The organism is Streptomyces sp. NPDC045778 (genome assembly GCF_056431945.1).
On record NZ_JBWKJZ010000069.1, the window covers coordinates 1 to 14977 of the forward strand.

The window sequence follows — 14977 nt, forward strand, 5'->3', positions numbered from 1 at the left end:
TCCTCGTAGCGGAGCTACTAGGGCATTTCGGCAACGCGGCGAGCGTGCGTGCCAGGCGTCGCGACGCCGCGCCGACCCATCGGACAGGCCCTAGGCGTCCGCTTCGCGTGCGAAGGGGATCATGTCGGCCGTCGGGATGTCGTACGGCAGGAGCACGCCGATCGCGCCGGGGCTTGGCGCTTGGCACTTGAAAATGGCATACGGCGGAGCCTCCGTCCCTCTGGCCGCCGGCGCCCCCGCGATCCGTGAGCAGGTCGGCAAGGATGGCGTGTCCGCCTACCAGGAGAAGGCCGCGCACCGGCAGATCGAGCGCGAAGGACGTGTATGCCAGCGCCCAGAAGCACCTCATCGAGCACCCAGGCATCGTCCCTGTCGCCTCCGCGCGCCTCCCGTTCGTCCTCCTCGACGAGATGTGACACCAGCACGATCTGCCCGACCTCGTAGACGCCGCAGACCACGGCGCCACGGCCCTGAAGAGGGATTTGGCACCGAGGGGGCGGTAGCTGATGGCATGCCCGCCCGCCCCGATCGTTCTACGCCCCGTCAGAGCCGCTCCACCCAGGCGTTCGCAGGCCCAAGCCGGGTACACGAGCCCCCGGACAGCACCCTGCCGCCGATCATGGCGGCTACGCTGTCACGATGGCCGAGCCGACGGAACGAGGCACGTGCATGACGACATTTCCGGGCTTGCGGTCCCACGGCGGGCACGTGGGTGTGATGGCCGGCTTCGCCGGATACGTGGCCGGCTGGAGCGCCCTCCAGCGCCGGATCGGGCGTCCCCGGCCCGACTCTCCCGGCCCTTGGGAACTCGCTCTCACCGGCACTGCCACGTTCAAGCTCAGTCGGCTGATCGCCAAGGCCACGGTCACGCGGCCCGTACGCGCCCCGTTCACCCACGTGGACGGACCCGGCGCCCCGGCAGAACTCAATGAAACCCCCCGTGAGGAACCCTGTCGTGAAACCGTGGGCGAGCTGATCAGCTGTCCGTTCTGCCTGAGCGTATGGATCGTGACCACCTTCGTCGGCGCGCGCGCCATTTGGCCGGAAGCCACCCGCACGGTGACCGGCGTCCTGACCGCTCTGACTCTCTCGGACGCCTTGCAGTTCACGCATGAGGCCCTCGTGGAACAAGCGGAACGTTGACCTGCTGCGCGGGAGGACGCCCTCCCTCCGCACGCGCAGGTGAACAGCCCCGCCGGTGAGTTGACCCGCGCGCTTCGGCCAGGCACGCGCCCGCAATGGGCGGGTCCTCTCTCCTTTCGTACGGCACGGGCAGTCGCGCGGTGCCGCGGTCTCCGGCCGGCACTCCCCCTACGGAGTGCTGCTGAGCGGGAACTTGACGGCGTTCGCGGTGGGGGGCGGTGGCGCCGCCTGGACACAGACAGCTCTCCCGGGTCGGCGTCCTGGCGACCGCGCGCAGGGGCCCTGCCCGCGACCCAGTCATTGAGTCACGGGCGGTGTGCGATGGCCGCCCGCGTGTGGGCCGCCCTCGCCGGGCGTCGCGCGTGGACGCGTCCGCGAGTCCGGTACCAGGAGGCGGCGAGCACGGTGGCGAGCGCGGCTTCCAGCAGGTCGCCGCCGTAGTACATGATCTGGGCTCCGGCGTGCAGGTCGGCCGCCGAGAAGTGGGTGCCCGGCGGTGAGGCCGCGTACAGCACCTTGGCCAGCACTCCATGTGCGGCCCCGGCGCCCAGCAGCGTGGCACCCCGCACGGTGACACTCCAGCGACGGCGCACGGGTTCGAGCTGGCAGACGGCGGCCGCCAGCAGGAGACCGGCCACCAGGACGTGGACGTGCGTCAGGGCGGCCGCCCAGGGGTGGGTCTGTGTGACGGAGAAGAGTTCGGTGCGGTACAGCAGCCACAGTCCCCCGACGTCGAGCAGGGCCGCCAGGGGCGGGAAGAGCAGCGCGCGCACCGGGGAGGAGTGCGCGATGGCCACCAGCGCGCGCCGCGCGGCTCCGGGCGGCAGTGCTCGCAGTGTCAGGGTCAAGGGCCGTGCCAGAACGAGCAGGAAGGGCGCCGCCATCCCGAGGAGTACGTGCTGCACCATGTGGGAGCCGAACGCACCTCCGGGAAGGACACCCAGCGCGGTCCACGCCAGTACGGCACACCCGGCGGTGAAGGACGCGTCCCGCGGCCAGGGCCAGGCGTCCTGCCGCCGCCGCAGGCGGGCCGCGGTCAGCAGATACCCCCAGGCCGCCGTCACCGCGCCCGCCGCGGCGCACAGGGCGAACAGGTCCGGCGCCGCCGTGCCGTGGTCCGCGTGCGCGAGGCTCACGACGTGGAAGCGGCCCGGCCGTGACGGGCGGCGTGAACGACCACTGCCGCACCTACGAGGAGCAGCGACAGACCGGCGGCGTTCCACACCACGTCGTAGGGCGTGACATCGACTCCGTAGCGGATCTGGTGCAGGCGCAGCAGCTTGTGGTCCACGATCCCGTCGAACATTTGAAAGGACCCCAGGCCCAGGAGGAATCCGCCCCATCCGAATCGCGGTGCGAGGGCGCGGCGGCGGCGCAGGTCGGCGTAGAGGAAGAACCCGGCGACCAGGGCCACCAGTTCGCCCGAGTGCAGCAAGCCGTCGGACATGAGACCCACGGCGCGGGTGGACCGGTCGTAGAAGTGGTGCCACCCCAGGATCTGGTGGAAGACGATCTCGTCGAGCGCCGCCATGGTCGCCATGCCGATCACCCCGCATACCGCGACCGACCTGCGCGGCTCGGGGCGCGCTTCAGCGGTTGTGCGGGGGCGGACCGACGCGTTCATGAGGCTCCTGTCCGGGAAGTGACGGTCGGGCGATTCTCCCTGTCGAGACACGCAGTGGGGCACGCGGGTGCCCCTGTCGCCGTCCGCATCTGCTCGGTGCGAGGGCATCGGGTCATATGCTTCCCCCCTGCCGGGAATCAACGCGGTCTTCCACGCTCCGGCCGGGTGGCCTCCCCTCCATGGCGCCCCGAATCCGCCATCAGCACGTGGGGGCTGAGACGCGACCCATTCGCGGGACGTGGTGGCCTCATCCGGGATGCCAGGGATCGGCTCCGTGCCGAGCCCCGGGCCCGTCGGGACGTCAAGGTGGCCGTCCGCGAGGAGGAACGGCTCCGACGTCCAGGGCGGCCGGGGCCTGCGACACGGACCGGTCCGGCGTGGGCGCGGCGCACCATGACCGAGGGGGACTCCCCCACTAGTCGTCCGGCGCGGGCGGCGGGCCTGCCCAGCCGATGAGGCTGGTGGCGGGGTACGCCGGGTGCATCAGTACTGCGCCCGGCCGCCTGGCGGGTTTGCCCGGAAAGTTCCGCTCCTGTTCGGGCGTCATGCGCGACGCTGGAGGCTGGACCGTTCCGCGTGGAGACGGTGCTTCGCCGGGGCGGGCAGGCTGCTGTGGTGCCGGCAGGCCTGCGCGGGCCCCACCTGGGAGTGCTCCCTCCTCGGAGGCGGGGCCCGTTCCTCGATCAAGCGCCCGGGAGGACGCGGGATGACTCCCGTTGGGCATGGCGCTTGAGAGGTCCATAGCCAGGCTTCCCGTCTTTCAGGCGGCCATCACCCGGGCCGCGCCTGAGCCGTCGAAAGCCAGTCACGGCGGATGGCGCGGTAGCGGCATCGCTGGGCACGTCAGGCGCCGCGGGCGCGTTGATCGACAGGTCAACGCGTCGCCGCAGCCCGCGCCGAGGGAGCGGACGGGGGTTGCACGGCTTGTGCGGGGCGCGGACTCTTAAGAAAAGACCGACTCCCCCGGTTGATCGGAGATCTGCTGTGTTGTGCGGGCCCCAGAACGCCGCAGACAGGATCCAGGAACTCGAAACAGAGGTCACGCAGCTCAAGCACGCCGTGCACGCGCACGCGACAGTCGACCAAGCCATCGGCGTGGTGCTCGCCGTGGGGCAGTCGACCCCCGAGGAGGCCTGGGACGTCCTGCGTGAAATCTCGATGCGCACCAACACCAAACTGCGCTACGTAGCCGAACAAGTAGTGCAATGGGGGCATACCGGCACCCTGTGTGAACCCCTCCGTAACGAGCTGGAACGGCAGGTGCGGATGCGTCAATGCGAGCGTGCGAGCACGCCGAGCGCGGCACCGGCGCGGTGAGACGCGCCCCGCTTCCCGCCGAGGATGACGAGAAGCGGAGGGCAAGCTCACTGCCGAACCCGCCACAGACCCCAGTATCCAGTGATGTGAATCACTAACGCCCATCCGGCGGACCCGCCCCCCCGGGGGGGCGCCGCTCGACGGCCGCGCGCTCATGCAGCTCGAAGCCGCCCCCTGCGGATCAGCCGCCGTACGGGCCGGTGGCCATCCCCGCCGCTCCCCTGGAGGCCGCCGGTCAGCCCGTCGGCCAGCAGCCGCAGCGCGCCGCCCAGCCGCGCGAGGGCACCCGCGGCGGTGACATCACCGCCTTCCTGGGCCCCCTGCCCCCCGTGACCTCGTACGGCAGCCACGCCCGCCCGCTCCAAGGCCTTCGGCTTGTGTGGGACCAGCGCCCTCCGGTTCGGATGCTCCCACATACAGAACACCGCGGGTCTGCTGATGGACCGCTCCCGGGTGCTGGTCGAGAAGGTCGCCGCCGGGCGCCTGGCGGTGGTGGGTCTGTCCTGCCGGCTGACCGACGGCAGCGCCCAGTTGGTCGCCTTTCACGGCTTGAGCAAGACAGCCGTCGACGAGCGCTGAACCCCGCCGACCGGCCAGCCGAGGGTTTCAGCGTTCCTGGGGCTCAGGGAGGGGTCGTGGTCCTGCGGCGCGGCGCAGCCGATTGGCGATCGCACCGCCCAGCCCTTCCTTGGCCGGCAGGGACGCGACGATGAGGTCGCAGCCTTGACGGTCCAGGTCGCGCAGGAAGCCGTACAAGCCACGCGCATAGGCAGCCAGCGAGGCGGGCAGCTCGATCACTGCGTGCGCCGTGACCAGGTCATCCACGACACCGGGCGGCAGCAGCACCCCTACCTGACGGCCGGCCGCCTGGGCACGCTCCGCTTCGACGGCGAGCTGCTCGGGCTCGACGAGGACCACCCGCGCCCGCGGGGCGTAGTGCGAGGGATGCTGCCCCGGCACCCGAACGGGGCTGGCCTCCGGAACCGCGAGCGAGTGCCCCAGCACCGCCTCGAGGTCCTCGCGCGTCACACCGCCGGGTCGCAGAATGCTCGGCACCTCGCCCGTGACATCCACGATCGTCGACTCCACCCCCACCGCGCAGGCCCCGCCGTCCAGCACGAAGTCGACCGCGTCACCCAGCTCAGCGAGCACGTGCTCCGCCGTCGTGGGACTCACCGCGCCGAACCGGTTGGCGGACGGCGCCGTGATGCCGCCGCCGAAGGACTCCAGCAATGCCAGCGCGACCGGATGATCGGGCACCCGCACCGCCACCGTCTCCAGCCCGCCCGTCGCCTCCAGCGGCACCCGGTGCCCACGCCGTAGTACCAGCGTCAGCGGACCCGGCCAGAAGTGTTCGGCCAGCAGCCGCGCGGTGGCGGGAACGTCCGCGACCCAGGCGTCCAACTGCTCCGCGCCCCCGATGTGGACGATCAGCGGGTGGGACGGCGGCCGCCCCTTGACCTCGAAGATCCGCGCGACGGCGGCCGGGTCCTCGGCGTTGGCGCCCAGACCGTAGACCGTCTCGGTCGGCAGCGCCACCAGGCCGCCGGAGCGCAGCACACCGGCTGCCTTGTCGATATCAAAGGTTTGTGCCGTCACCGCGGCATTCTCCCACCGCTCCGCACCCGCCCGAACCAGCCCTCCGCCGCCCGCTGAGCCCTTGGGCTTCCTCATGCTCGTGCGCGTGGTTCCGGCCCGTAGACACCGGCGCGATGCTGGCACGCTCGCAGGCGAGCTGGATGCCGACCGCGGCGGGCGAGCCGTGCGGACGAACCGCGCATGAGATGGCCGGCAGAGCCCGCCCTCTCATCCTCGATCACACCCGGATCCCCTTGTGCGATCTTGCCGGCCTCTACACCCCGCTCGGCACCCGGCACGCAGTCCACCATGCCGGCGGGGGCGCACGCACGGTTCAGAGAGGGGGCGGGGCGTGACCAGACGCTTCGACTGCTCCGGCTGGGCGGGGGCGTTCAGCGCATGGGGGTCATGTGCGGTCGGCGGCGATGAGCAGGTAGTGGAAGCTGCCCTCGCGGTAAGCGGTGAGGAAGGACTGCTCGATGCCGGTGGCGAGGGAGGATCGGGCGCGCAGTTCCCAGTAGGGGATGGCCTGGGCGGTCAGGTCGATGACGTTGATGGGGACGAGTCCGTTGGCGGCGAGTGCGGTGAAGTAGGTGCTGCGGGGGTGGATGTTGCAGGTGTAGTGGCTGTCGATGCGGCTGACGGCTTGGGAGCGGCCGCCGGTGACGTCGTTGGAGCAGCCGGTGATGCACACATACCGTGCGCCGGGCTCCAGCAGGCGGGAGAACTCTGCGAATGCTTCGGTCAGGTCGACGTACATGGTCGTCTCGTTGGTCCATACGGCCCGCAGAGATCCGGTGGGCAGTCGGGTGTCGAGCATGTTGCGGAAGTGGAATCGCACCTGGTCGGCCACGCCGCGCTGTTCGGCCTGGGCGTTGGCGAAGCCGACCTGGTACTGGGAGATGGATACGCCGTCGACCTGGCAGCCGTATCGCTGGTGGGCCATGAAGCTGGTGCCGCCGCGTCCTGAGCCGGCGTCCAGGACGCGGTCGCTGGGAGACAGCGGGCCGAGGTGGCCCAGGAGCAGGTCGGCCTGGGCGCTTTCCAGACGGTGCAGTTCGCCGGTGATCCGCTGGTCGCGGAGGTGCTCCGGCTCCTTGAGGACGGCGGGTTCGTACGGTCCGATGCCGTAGTGGTGGTGGTAGAGGCCGTCGACCTCGCCGAGCCGCAGGTTGACGTCGTCGTGCTGGTGGGTGTCCCAGTACGCGGCCACGGCGCGCTGGTAGTCGGTGCGCAGTACCGGAGTGGTGGGGGTGGTGGTCATGTCGGGGCTCCTTCGTCGCTGGTCTTCTGCTGTCTGAGGGGAGGCTGTGAGGTGAGGGGGCCGGGTGCGGGGAAGGTGTAGCGGGGGTTGTTGTGGTGCCAGGCGTGGTTGCCGCCGCACCAGGCGCTGATGCCGGCCAGGTAGCGGCGCAGTTCGGGCGGTCCGGCCAGGGCGAGGGTGGCTGCTTGTGCCTCGTAGTGGTGCATCAGCTGGTTGTGGAGGGCGGCGCTGCGTTCGATCGCTTCGGACAGGGAGCAGTTGTCTTCGGCGGCGATGGCCAGCGGCAGGTTGAAGTCCTGCCCTGTGCCGTGGGCTTCACGGTGCACCGAGTACAGGTCGTTGGGCAGGCAGGCGGCCAGGGTCGCGGTGGTGACGGTGTGCTGCAGACGCGGGTCGGACCAGACGTCGTCGGTGAGCTGGTAGCCGCCGACCGCGTCGATCACCGTCAGACAGGGGCGGAAGCTGTTGGCCTGCCGGCTGATCAGGTACTCCCACACCGCGGGGGTGCGGCAGGCGGCGCGCCAGCTGGCCTCCTGGGCCATGCCGGGCAGCAGCGAGGTCAGGGCGTGGCGGGCGCGGGTGACTTGGGCGGGGGCGGCCGTACGGGCCAGCTGCTCTATCGCTGAGCGCACCGCCATCAGGACGGGGTCCTTGCGTAGGGCGCCTTCGAATTCGTCGGCGTAACGGCCCGGCAGACGCAGTCGGTCCGCGGCCGCGGCGACGGGGGCCAGGCGGGAGCCAAGGAGGTGGGGAGCCGCGCCGAGCGTGGCGTCATCGCAGTAGTGGTCGTCCATCGCCCAGGCCGCCAGCGTGCACCGCGCCGGTACCAGCAGACGCTCGACGTCGTCGGTGTCGGGGTAGCAGAGCATGATGAGGCGCCCGAAGCCGGCGGCACGGACTTCCTCCAGACGTCCCGGGTAGATGCCGACGTCCGCTGCCCACTCGAGGAGCCGGTCGTTGACCTCCTCCCCCAGGGCGCGGTCGTCGCGCAGCGGCCCGCAGGTGTGCAGCTCGGGCACCGTCGCTGTGGCGCCGCCGGGGTGGGCGGGGCGGCGGGAGAGGAGGCGGGCGGCCTCGGTGCCCAGACCGGTCGGCCCGGTCGGTACGGGGTGCATCACCGCTCCCCGGTGCTGTCGTAGTGGCCGATCTCGGCGTTCTGCAGGATTCCCAGGGCGCTGGGCAGCAGCACGGCCACGGAGAAGTAGGCGCTGACCAGGTAGGAGATGACAGCCTTGTCGTCGATGCCCATGAACCGCACGGACAGGCTGGGCTCGTACTCGTCCGGCAGGCCCGTCTGGTGCAGGCCGATCACACCGCCGTTGTCCTCCCCGGTGCGCAGCGCGATGACGGAGCTGGTGAGCGAATCCGATATGGGGATCTTGTTGCAGGGCAGAAACGGCACCCCGCGCCATGCGACGACGTGATGGCCGTTGAACTCGGTGCCCGGCTCGAAGATCCCCGCGCGGGTGCACTGGCGGGCGAACGCGGCGATGGTGCGCCGGTGGGCGAGGAAGAACGTGGTCTGCCGCCGCATGGACAGCAGCTCGTCCATGTCGTCGGGGGTGGGCGGCCCGGTGCGGGTGGAGATGCGCTGGGCGGGGTCGGCGTTGTGCAGCAGCCCGAACTCGGGATGGTTGATCATCTCGTGTTCCTGGCGCTCGCGTACCGCCTCGATGGTCAGCCGCAGTTGCTGTTCGGTCTGGTCCATCGGCCCGTTGTAGAGGTCGGCCACGCGCGCGTGGACACGCAGCACGCTCTGGGCGACCTGCAGTGGATACTCCCTGGGCGATGTCTCGTAGTCGACGAAGGTGCCGGGCAGCGCGGGCTCGCCGCTGTGCCCGGAGGCCACTTCGATCTCCGCCTCCCCGCGCCGGTTCGTCCGCGGCCGCGGACGGGCGGTGTGGGCCGTGATGTGCTCGGCGAGCCCCGGCGCGCGGCTCTTGATCCGCGTGAACTCCGCGCGGTCCAGCACCATCAGCGTGCAGGGCGTCATGGCCGTGAACGTGAACTGCCACGGCTGCTCCGAGGTGAGACACTGCTCGCCGAAGTAGTCACCGTCGGTGAGGGTGCCGTGCGAGGCCTGCCCGGCGTACTCGCCCTGCCCGGCCTTGTCCACCTTGCCGTGTGCGATGACCACGATGCGGTCGGCGTGCTGCCCGGCGGCGGCGATCACCTCCCCGGCAGCGGCCTCCCGCTGCTCGAACGCATCGGCCACAGTGCTGAGCACCTGGCTGTCGGTGAAGTCCCGCAGCAGCGGGATTTCCCGCAATTCCTGTGGGATCACCCGTATTTGGGAGCCGTGGACGTCCAGGTCGAAGCGTCCGTCGCCCACCGTGTACGTCAGGCGCTGATTCACCCGGTACGTACCGCCTGCCACCTGCACCCAGGGCAGGATCCGCAGCAGCCAGCGCGAGGAGATCCCCCGCATCTGCGGCAAGGACTTGGTCGTGTCGGCGAGATTGCGCGCTGCCGCCGTACTCAGACTCGTCTGCGACAGGAAGTGCAGCGGGTCCTGCGCATCCGCGAAGCCCTCGCTGGAGGGCATGGATTCCGGCATGGGGAGCCTGCCTTCTTGTGTCACCGGCGCAGCGCTCGACCGGCCCTTGCCGTGCTGGCGCATGTCACCTGGAAAGACGCCGCCACCTGGCCCTGTTTCCGCCCCCGGACGGGTGACAGCCCACCTCAGTCAAGAGTCACCGCTTGCGATCGGCAAGCTGACAGGGCTAGGGCCTGTCCGGTGGGTCGGCGTGGAGCAAGGAGCGGCGTCTGGTGCGTGCGATCGCAAGGCGCCGGGATGTCCTCGTAGCGGAGCTACTAGGGCATTTCGGCAACGCGGCGAGCGTGCGTGCCAGGCGTCGCGACGCCGCGCCGACCCATCGGACAGGCCCTAGTGGAGCGAACGCACCGTGGCGGGGGCGGGCGGCTGCGGCGCGGATTCCTGCGCGGCCGCGCAGGAACCGGAGGCGGCCAGGGCCCTCGTGCGAGTTGAGACCGTGGCCGTTCCAGTGGGGCAGCGCGAGGATCGCGCGTCCTGCGTGACCAGGACAGGTATGCGTACTGCATCTCGCATGGGACGCTGCACACATGTGCGCAAGACGATGAGCCGTGGTGCACAGCTCTGCGGGGGGGGGGTGGCGGGCGGGAGCCGGAGGGAGGTGCTGAAGGACAAGCTCGCCCGGTTCGGCACCGCTCCGCAGGCACCGCGGGCATCTTGGCCGCACTGATTCCTCGTACGTGACCCGGAGGACCAGGGCGCCAGCACCAAGGCCGGCAACAGCCCTCCGTGCGAGGACTCCGGGGCGAATCGCCATATGATCCGATCGCGCCGGACCGAAGGACCTGTCCGATGCCCCTGATACACGGGGCAGCTCGCACCGCAGGTCACCTTCCTTGGCCGCGGCTCCGTGGGGCGACGGCGGCGAGCGCGGCCAGGGCGAGGCAAGCGGCCATGAGCACAGTCATGGGCACAGAACTGTGGGTACCGAACAGGCCGACCAGCAGGGAAGCAGCCGCTCCGAAGAGGAACTGCCGGCCTCCCGGCAGAGCGGATGCGGCTCCCGGAGCCGCGTGTCCGCGGCTCTGGGCGAGGGTGACCACAGCGGGAAAGAACACGCCGAAGGAGGTGACGGCGAGCAGCAGGCAGAGCCAGGTCACCACCACGGTGCTGCCGGCGCTCACTGGGACGAGCAGCAGGACCACGGGGCGGGTCAACGCCACCGCGCTGCTGGCCGCGAGCAGGCTCTCCGTGGTTCCAGCGGCGGACAGGCGGCCGTAGGCGAGACTGCCTGACCATGTCGCCGATCGCATTGACGCCGTAGACGACGCTGACCAGAGCCGGGGACGGGTGGTGGATGCCCTGGAAGACGTAGGTGGTTCCGGCGATGCAGGGAAGACCGCAGCGCCACCGTTCTCCGCTCGGACTACTACGGGGCCTCCAGCCTCCGAGGCCCGCCCTGCCGAAGCCGGTCGTCGAACTCAAGGAGTTCGAACGGTCGACGGTCAGCAGCGGAAATAGCAGTGGATCACAGTGCCCTGGGCCGCCATGGCGTGGATACGCACCAGGTCAGCAACTACGTTCGCCAGGAGCAGACCTCGCCCCCCGCGCTGGTCTCGTGGAGGAGGGCACCGGCCGGCGAGCGGGTCGCTGAGGTGGCCTGCGTCGCGCACCTCGCACACGACATGCTGGTCGTCACGCCACAGGCGCAGCGTGCCCGTCCCGCCGCCGTGCACCACGCTGTTCGTCGTCAACTCCGCGACCGCCAGGGCCAGATCCTCCAGACGGGCCTCGGGCAGGCCCAGGTCGGCTGCCCGACGAGTGGCGTGATGCCGGGCATCCGCCAGGGATTCCTTGGTGTAGGTCATCCCTGCCGCGTCATCGGGCGATTTCAGGGGCTGGTTGTAGCGGGCGACCACCGCCTCGGGCGCGTAGGCCGCGCTGGCGGTCTGCGTACCGGATCGGATGACCGTGGGGTGCGTGGCGTATGCGTCGGCCAGGACGGATTCCTCCAAGCCGGCTTCGTCGTAGGGGCACAGGATCGTCGCCTCCCGGCCCCGGAACGCCAAGTTGATCAACGCTTCGTGCTGGACGCAGGCGGGATATTCCGTCTCGGTGCGGCCGGCCCAGATCGGCTCACCGATGATACGGACCCGCGCAGCAGGGTGGGCGTCGGCGAAGGCGCGCAGGACCCGCGGGATGATCCGGCCCGGGTTGCGCCCCGCCTGGGTCATGTCGAGCATCCGCACATGCGCGGCCAGGTCGCCCAGGGCGGCACGGATGAGGTCGAGATTGGCTGCGGGCACCGCCACGGCCACCGGCTCGCCTGCTTCAAGGCCCGCGCGGATGAAGGGCACCGTGCCGGCCAGGTACTCCTGCTCGCCCCGGTAGAACAGGGCCGGGTGGACGAAGGGGTTGGTCTCTGCTGTGACACTCATGAGGTGGCCACCTCGATGGCTGACAGATCGGGCCAGAAAAGCTCCAGCAGCCGGTTCAACGTGTGCGGCGGACGGTTCACGACGATTCGCTGTCCAAGGTCCAAGCGCTGGGCGGTGACCGCCAGGGCGGTGGCCCCGGCCATGTCGATGAAGGTGACGGCCGACAGATCCAGGTAGTACGGGTCGTCGTGCTCCTCGATCACCCGCTCCAGGGCCTGCTCCCACACGGAGTACGTGGGCAGGCAGACCTCGCCGGTCACGCTCAGGCCCGCTCGGCCCGTCAGCGGACGGAACTGCAACTGGCCGACATCAGGCGGTGTTTCGCCCACTGGCGGGTACCCGTTGTGCGGGCCGTTCACATCACCCTCCCGATCCCCTTCGGACCTTGCCAGTATCTGCTCCCGGGCCCCGATCGCGCTGCCCCCCTTGCGGCATACCCGGCCGACGCGTTCCCGGCGGCTTGAAACGGTGCGGGTCGGAGTATGTCACTACGCCCTGGGTAGCAGCACTTCCGGGCCGGGTTGTCAGAATCCTGACAACCCGGCGACACCGAGGTCGTAGCTGCGGCGCGCAGACCGTCGAGCGTGCCTATCGCCGGAAGGGATTCCCATGGGTGGACGTCACCTCGCAGCGGGCGCGGACGCCGTGCGCATCCACTGCCGCCTCTACGGAAGCCAGGCCGTGCTCGCCCCGGCCGGGGAACTCATCTACGGCTGTGCGGAGGTCCTGGACAAGGCCCTGGCTGAGTTGCCCCTGCAGACGTCATCGATCCAGCTGGCCATGGAGCAGGTCACGTTCATGGACTCCGCCGGACTGCAGTTCCTGGACCACGCACACGAATTCGGCCGCAGCAGAGGCATCCCCATCACCGCGACCGGCTGGCAAGGCCAGCCCCGTCGGGTCCTGGAACTATCCGGCACCGGACTCGTCGACGCTCCCGAGGACGCACTGTCCACGCCACCGTCCGGTTCCGACGCGCCCCCAGAGCACCACAGCGCGCACGACCTTGCCCACTCGGCCGTCGCTCAGGAACGGGCGGAACAGATCAGCAAGCTGCGGGACCAGGTGGAGCAGCTGCACCAGGCGATCGCCTCCCGGCCCGTCATCGACCAGGCACGGGGCGTGCTGATGGCCACCGAGGGGTGCTCGGCCGACCAGGCATGGGACATCCTTGTCAAGTCCTCACAGCACACCAACATCAAACTACGCGTTCTCGCCACGGCCATCACCAACAGCACCATCGGATCCCGGCCCCCACAGGAGATCCGGGCCGCGTTGCGGCAGGCCGTAGCTCGCCGGGGCGGCACTTGACACCCAAGATCCACTTGGCCGAAAGGCTCAACACGCCACACCTGACGGGGAACAGGCGTGATCGGTGTACAGCTTCGCGGTCGGCTGGCCGCCGCGGCCACCGGACAGGACCCCGCACCCCGACGCACCGGACACCTACAGGCTGAGGCTGTCCGACCGGAAGGGGCGGGGGCCGGTCGACCCACGGGCGGCGCCGCGGCCCGTACCTCCCTGGACAGCCTGGTAACACCTGTTACCATTCGTGGTATGGCGAAGACACAACTGGGCGCACGCGTGGACCAGGACGTCGCGGACCTGGCCAAGAAGCGCGCCGCCGACCTGGGACTGAGCATCGGCGACTACCTGGCCCGGCTGGTGCAGGAGGACGCCAGCGGCCTGCGCGCACGGGCAGTGGGCGCGGCCGCCGGATTCCTCGCCGAGCACCAGGCGGTCTTCGACGAGGCCGAGCAGGCCCAGCAGGAATCGCGGGGAGCGCACGCGGCCTGATGGAGTTGCACATCGACGTCTCCTGGATCCTGAACGTGGCCGAGGCCGCCGGGGCCGACGATCCCGCCCCCGACGACTACGGCGTCCCCATCGCGGCCGTCGCCCGCCACCGCGCCGAGCTGTTCGAACAGCCCGTCTATGACGGCCCGTACGCCAAAGCCGCCGCCCTGGTCCACACCCTGGGCCGCTGCCGCTGGCTGGAGCGCTCCAACCTCGCGGTCGCCGCCGCCACCGGCGTCATGTACCTCGAAGCCACCGGCATCACCGTCAAACCCACCCGCGAACACGCCACCGCCCTCAAAGACCTCCTCCTGGACCCCACCTGCACCACCAGGAAGATCGCCACGCTCCTGCGGACCTGGCCCACCACCACCTGACCCACCCACACGACGACTCCCTGCACGCAGCGCGCCGCTCAACACCCGAGCACCAGCCCGAAGTACTCCAGCGCGGGCGGGCTCGCCCACTGGGTGAAGCCCTCAGAACGAGACGTCCGAACTGCCTCTGCGTTTCACCCTGTACGCACCTTTGCGGGTGACCGGCTCCGGATGTGCTCGTAGTCCTGAGTGAGGGCCGTGGGCGGGTCGGCGTCCGGCAGGAGGGACGGCGTCGTGGAAGCGGTCACGCCGGGCACACGGGCGCGCGGTGCGCCTCAGAACCCTCCGACAAAGACGGCGAAGAAGATCACACCGACGCTCCCGATGAGCAGCCCAGTCAGCGACTGATTCCGATGGAAGCCACTGATCAGCCCCAACAGGCCGAAGGTCACCGCGAGTACGCCCGCCAGAAGTGCGAACGCGATGCCGATGACAGCGCTGAAGAGGGAAGCGGTGACCGCGGCGCCTCCCAGACCGAGAGAGACCGGCCCGTACAAGGTGGCGGCACTGTCGTTGGCGCTCGGACTGTCGCTCATGTCGACTTCCTCACCTCGGTGGCGCAATGGGAGCAATGGGAACCCCTGCCCACCCATCATGACCCTGCCCGAGTCGCGGTGAACGGGCGGGGCAGCCCTCTGCACATCCCATCGCCGCCTCGACGCCTAGGGTTCGAGGGCCGTCCCGTGGACCGGCCATCAGGGGGCTCCTGCCCGGGCGGGGCGCAGCCGCAGGCTCGGGGCCGCGCGCTGTCAGGAGTCGTCTCGCAGCCCGGCCAGGGCCCGGGGCTCGTCGGCGATACGGCCTTCGGCTGCACGCAGTTCGTCCTCCCGGGACGGCAGGCGCCTGGCGGGGGGGGGGGGGGGGGGGGGGGGGGGGGGGGGGGGGGGGGCAGGGGGGGGGGGGGGGGGGGGGGGGGGGGGGGGGGGGGGGGGGGGGGGGGGGGGG

Annotated in this window: 15 protein-coding genes and 1 pseudogene; 6 read left to right on the forward strand and 10 right to left on the reverse strand. The window is 70.6% G+C overall.

Annotated elements, in window-relative coordinates; genetic code table 11:
• The first annotated feature begins 639 nt into the window (after positions 1-639).
• Positions 640-1143, forward strand: a complete 504-nt coding sequence (locus AC07GB_RS39480; RefSeq protein WP_478854370.1) for a DUF1360 domain-containing protein — start codon at positions 640-642, stop codon at positions 1141-1143.
• Between the two features lie 305 nt (positions 1144-1448).
• Here AC07GB_RS39480 and AC07GB_RS39485 read toward each other — a convergent pair whose 3' ends face one another.
• Both AC07GB_RS39485 and AC07GB_RS39490 read right to left on the reverse strand, forming a co-directional pair.
• Positions 1449-2279: a cytochrome c oxidase assembly protein gene (locus AC07GB_RS39485; protein ID WP_478854372.1), complete on the reverse strand. Its 831-nt coding sequence runs from the start codon at positions 2277-2279 to the stop codon at positions 1449-1451.
• Positions 2276-2767 (reverse strand): DUF2243 domain-containing protein, encoded by a 492-nt coding sequence (locus AC07GB_RS39490; RefSeq protein WP_478854374.1) that lies wholly within the window; start codon positions 2765-2767, stop codon positions 2276-2278. Before AC07GB_RS39490 ends, AC07GB_RS39485 begins: the two co-directional genes overlap by 4 nt.
• A 984-nt stretch (positions 2768-3751) precedes the next feature.
• On the opposite strand from AC07GB_RS39490, the gene AC07GB_RS39495 reads away from it, so the two are divergent.
• Together AC07GB_RS39495 and AC07GB_RS39500 are read left to right on the forward strand one after the other, a co-directional pair.
• The gene (locus tag AC07GB_RS39495) at positions 3752-4084 is read left to right on the forward strand and encodes an ANTAR domain-containing protein (RefSeq protein WP_478854376.1); all 333 of its coding nucleotides are present in this window, start codon (positions 3752-3754) and stop codon (positions 4082-4084) included.
• Between the two features lie 411 nt (positions 4085-4495).
• A pseudogene (locus AC07GB_RS39500) lies at positions 4496-4663 on the forward strand (carbonic anhydrase); the annotation flags it as partial.
• Positions 4664-4690: 27 nt separating this feature from the next.
• Here AC07GB_RS39500 and AC07GB_RS39505 read toward each other — a convergent pair.
• From AC07GB_RS39505 to AC07GB_RS39535, 7 genes are all read right to left on the reverse strand, one after another.
• A complete protein-coding gene (locus AC07GB_RS39505; RefSeq protein WP_478854378.1) occupies positions 4691-5683 on the reverse strand; it encodes an L-threonylcarbamoyladenylate synthase in 993 nt (330 codons plus the stop codon).
• 385 nt (positions 5684-6068) lie between these two features.
• On the reverse strand, positions 6069-6926 hold the full coding sequence (locus AC07GB_RS39510; RefSeq protein WP_478854380.1) for a geranyl diphosphate 2-C-methyltransferase: 858 nt from the start codon (positions 6924-6926) through the stop codon (positions 6069-6071).
• Positions 6923-8041 (reverse strand): family 2 encapsulin nanocompartment cargo protein terpene cyclase, encoded by a 1119-nt coding sequence (locus AC07GB_RS39515; protein ID WP_478854382.1) that lies wholly within the window; start codon positions 8039-8041, stop codon positions 6923-6925. Before AC07GB_RS39515 ends, AC07GB_RS39510 begins: the two co-directional genes overlap by 4 nt.
• Positions 8041-9471, reverse strand: a complete 1431-nt coding sequence (locus AC07GB_RS39520) for a family 2B encapsulin nanocompartment shell protein (RefSeq protein WP_478854397.1) — start codon at positions 9469-9471, stop codon at positions 8041-8043. Before AC07GB_RS39520 ends, AC07GB_RS39515 begins: the two co-directional genes overlap by 1 nt.
• Before the next feature lie 836 nt (positions 9472-10307).
• The gene (locus tag AC07GB_RS39525; RefSeq protein ID WP_478854384.1) at positions 10308-10733 is read right to left on the reverse strand and encodes a hypothetical protein; all 426 of its coding nucleotides are present in this window, start codon (positions 10731-10733) and stop codon (positions 10308-10310) included.
• Between the two features lie 192 nt (positions 10734-10925).
• Complete coding sequence (locus AC07GB_RS39530) at positions 10926-11858, reverse strand: anti-sigma factor RsbA family regulatory protein (protein ID WP_478854386.1); 933 nt, start codon at positions 11856-11858, stop codon at positions 10926-10928.
• A complete protein-coding gene (locus AC07GB_RS39535) occupies positions 11855-12217 on the reverse strand; it encodes an STAS domain-containing protein (protein WP_478854388.1) in 363 nt (120 codons plus the stop codon). The genes AC07GB_RS39530 and AC07GB_RS39535 overlap by 4 nt, the downstream gene beginning before the upstream one ends.
• A gap of 250 nt (positions 12218-12467) precedes the next feature.
• Here AC07GB_RS39535 and AC07GB_RS39540 point away from each other — a divergent pair, with 250 nt between their 5' ends.
• The 3 genes from AC07GB_RS39540 (at position 12468) to AC07GB_RS39550 (ending at position 14032) form a co-directional block, all read left to right on the forward strand.
• A complete protein-coding gene (locus tag AC07GB_RS39540) occupies positions 12468-13169 on the forward strand; it encodes an ANTAR domain-containing protein (protein ID WP_478854390.1) in 702 nt (233 codons plus the stop codon).
• A gap of 246 nt (positions 13170-13415) precedes the next feature.
• Positions 13416-13655: a hypothetical protein gene (locus tag AC07GB_RS39545; protein WP_478854392.1), complete on the forward strand. Its 240-nt coding sequence runs from the start codon at positions 13416-13418 to the stop codon at positions 13653-13655.
• Positions 13655-14032, forward strand: a complete 378-nt coding sequence (locus AC07GB_RS39550) for a fic family toxin-antitoxin system, toxin component (RefSeq protein ID WP_478854393.1) — start codon at positions 13655-13657, stop codon at positions 14030-14032. Before AC07GB_RS39545 ends, AC07GB_RS39550 begins: the two co-directional genes overlap by 1 nt.
• Before the next feature lie 275 nt (positions 14033-14307).
• Here AC07GB_RS39550 and AC07GB_RS39555 read toward each other — a convergent pair whose 3' ends face one another.
• On the reverse strand, positions 14308-14568 hold the full coding sequence (locus AC07GB_RS39555) for a hypothetical protein (protein WP_478854395.1): 261 nt from the start codon (positions 14566-14568) through the stop codon (positions 14308-14310).
• Positions 14569-14977: the final 409 nt, after the last annotated feature.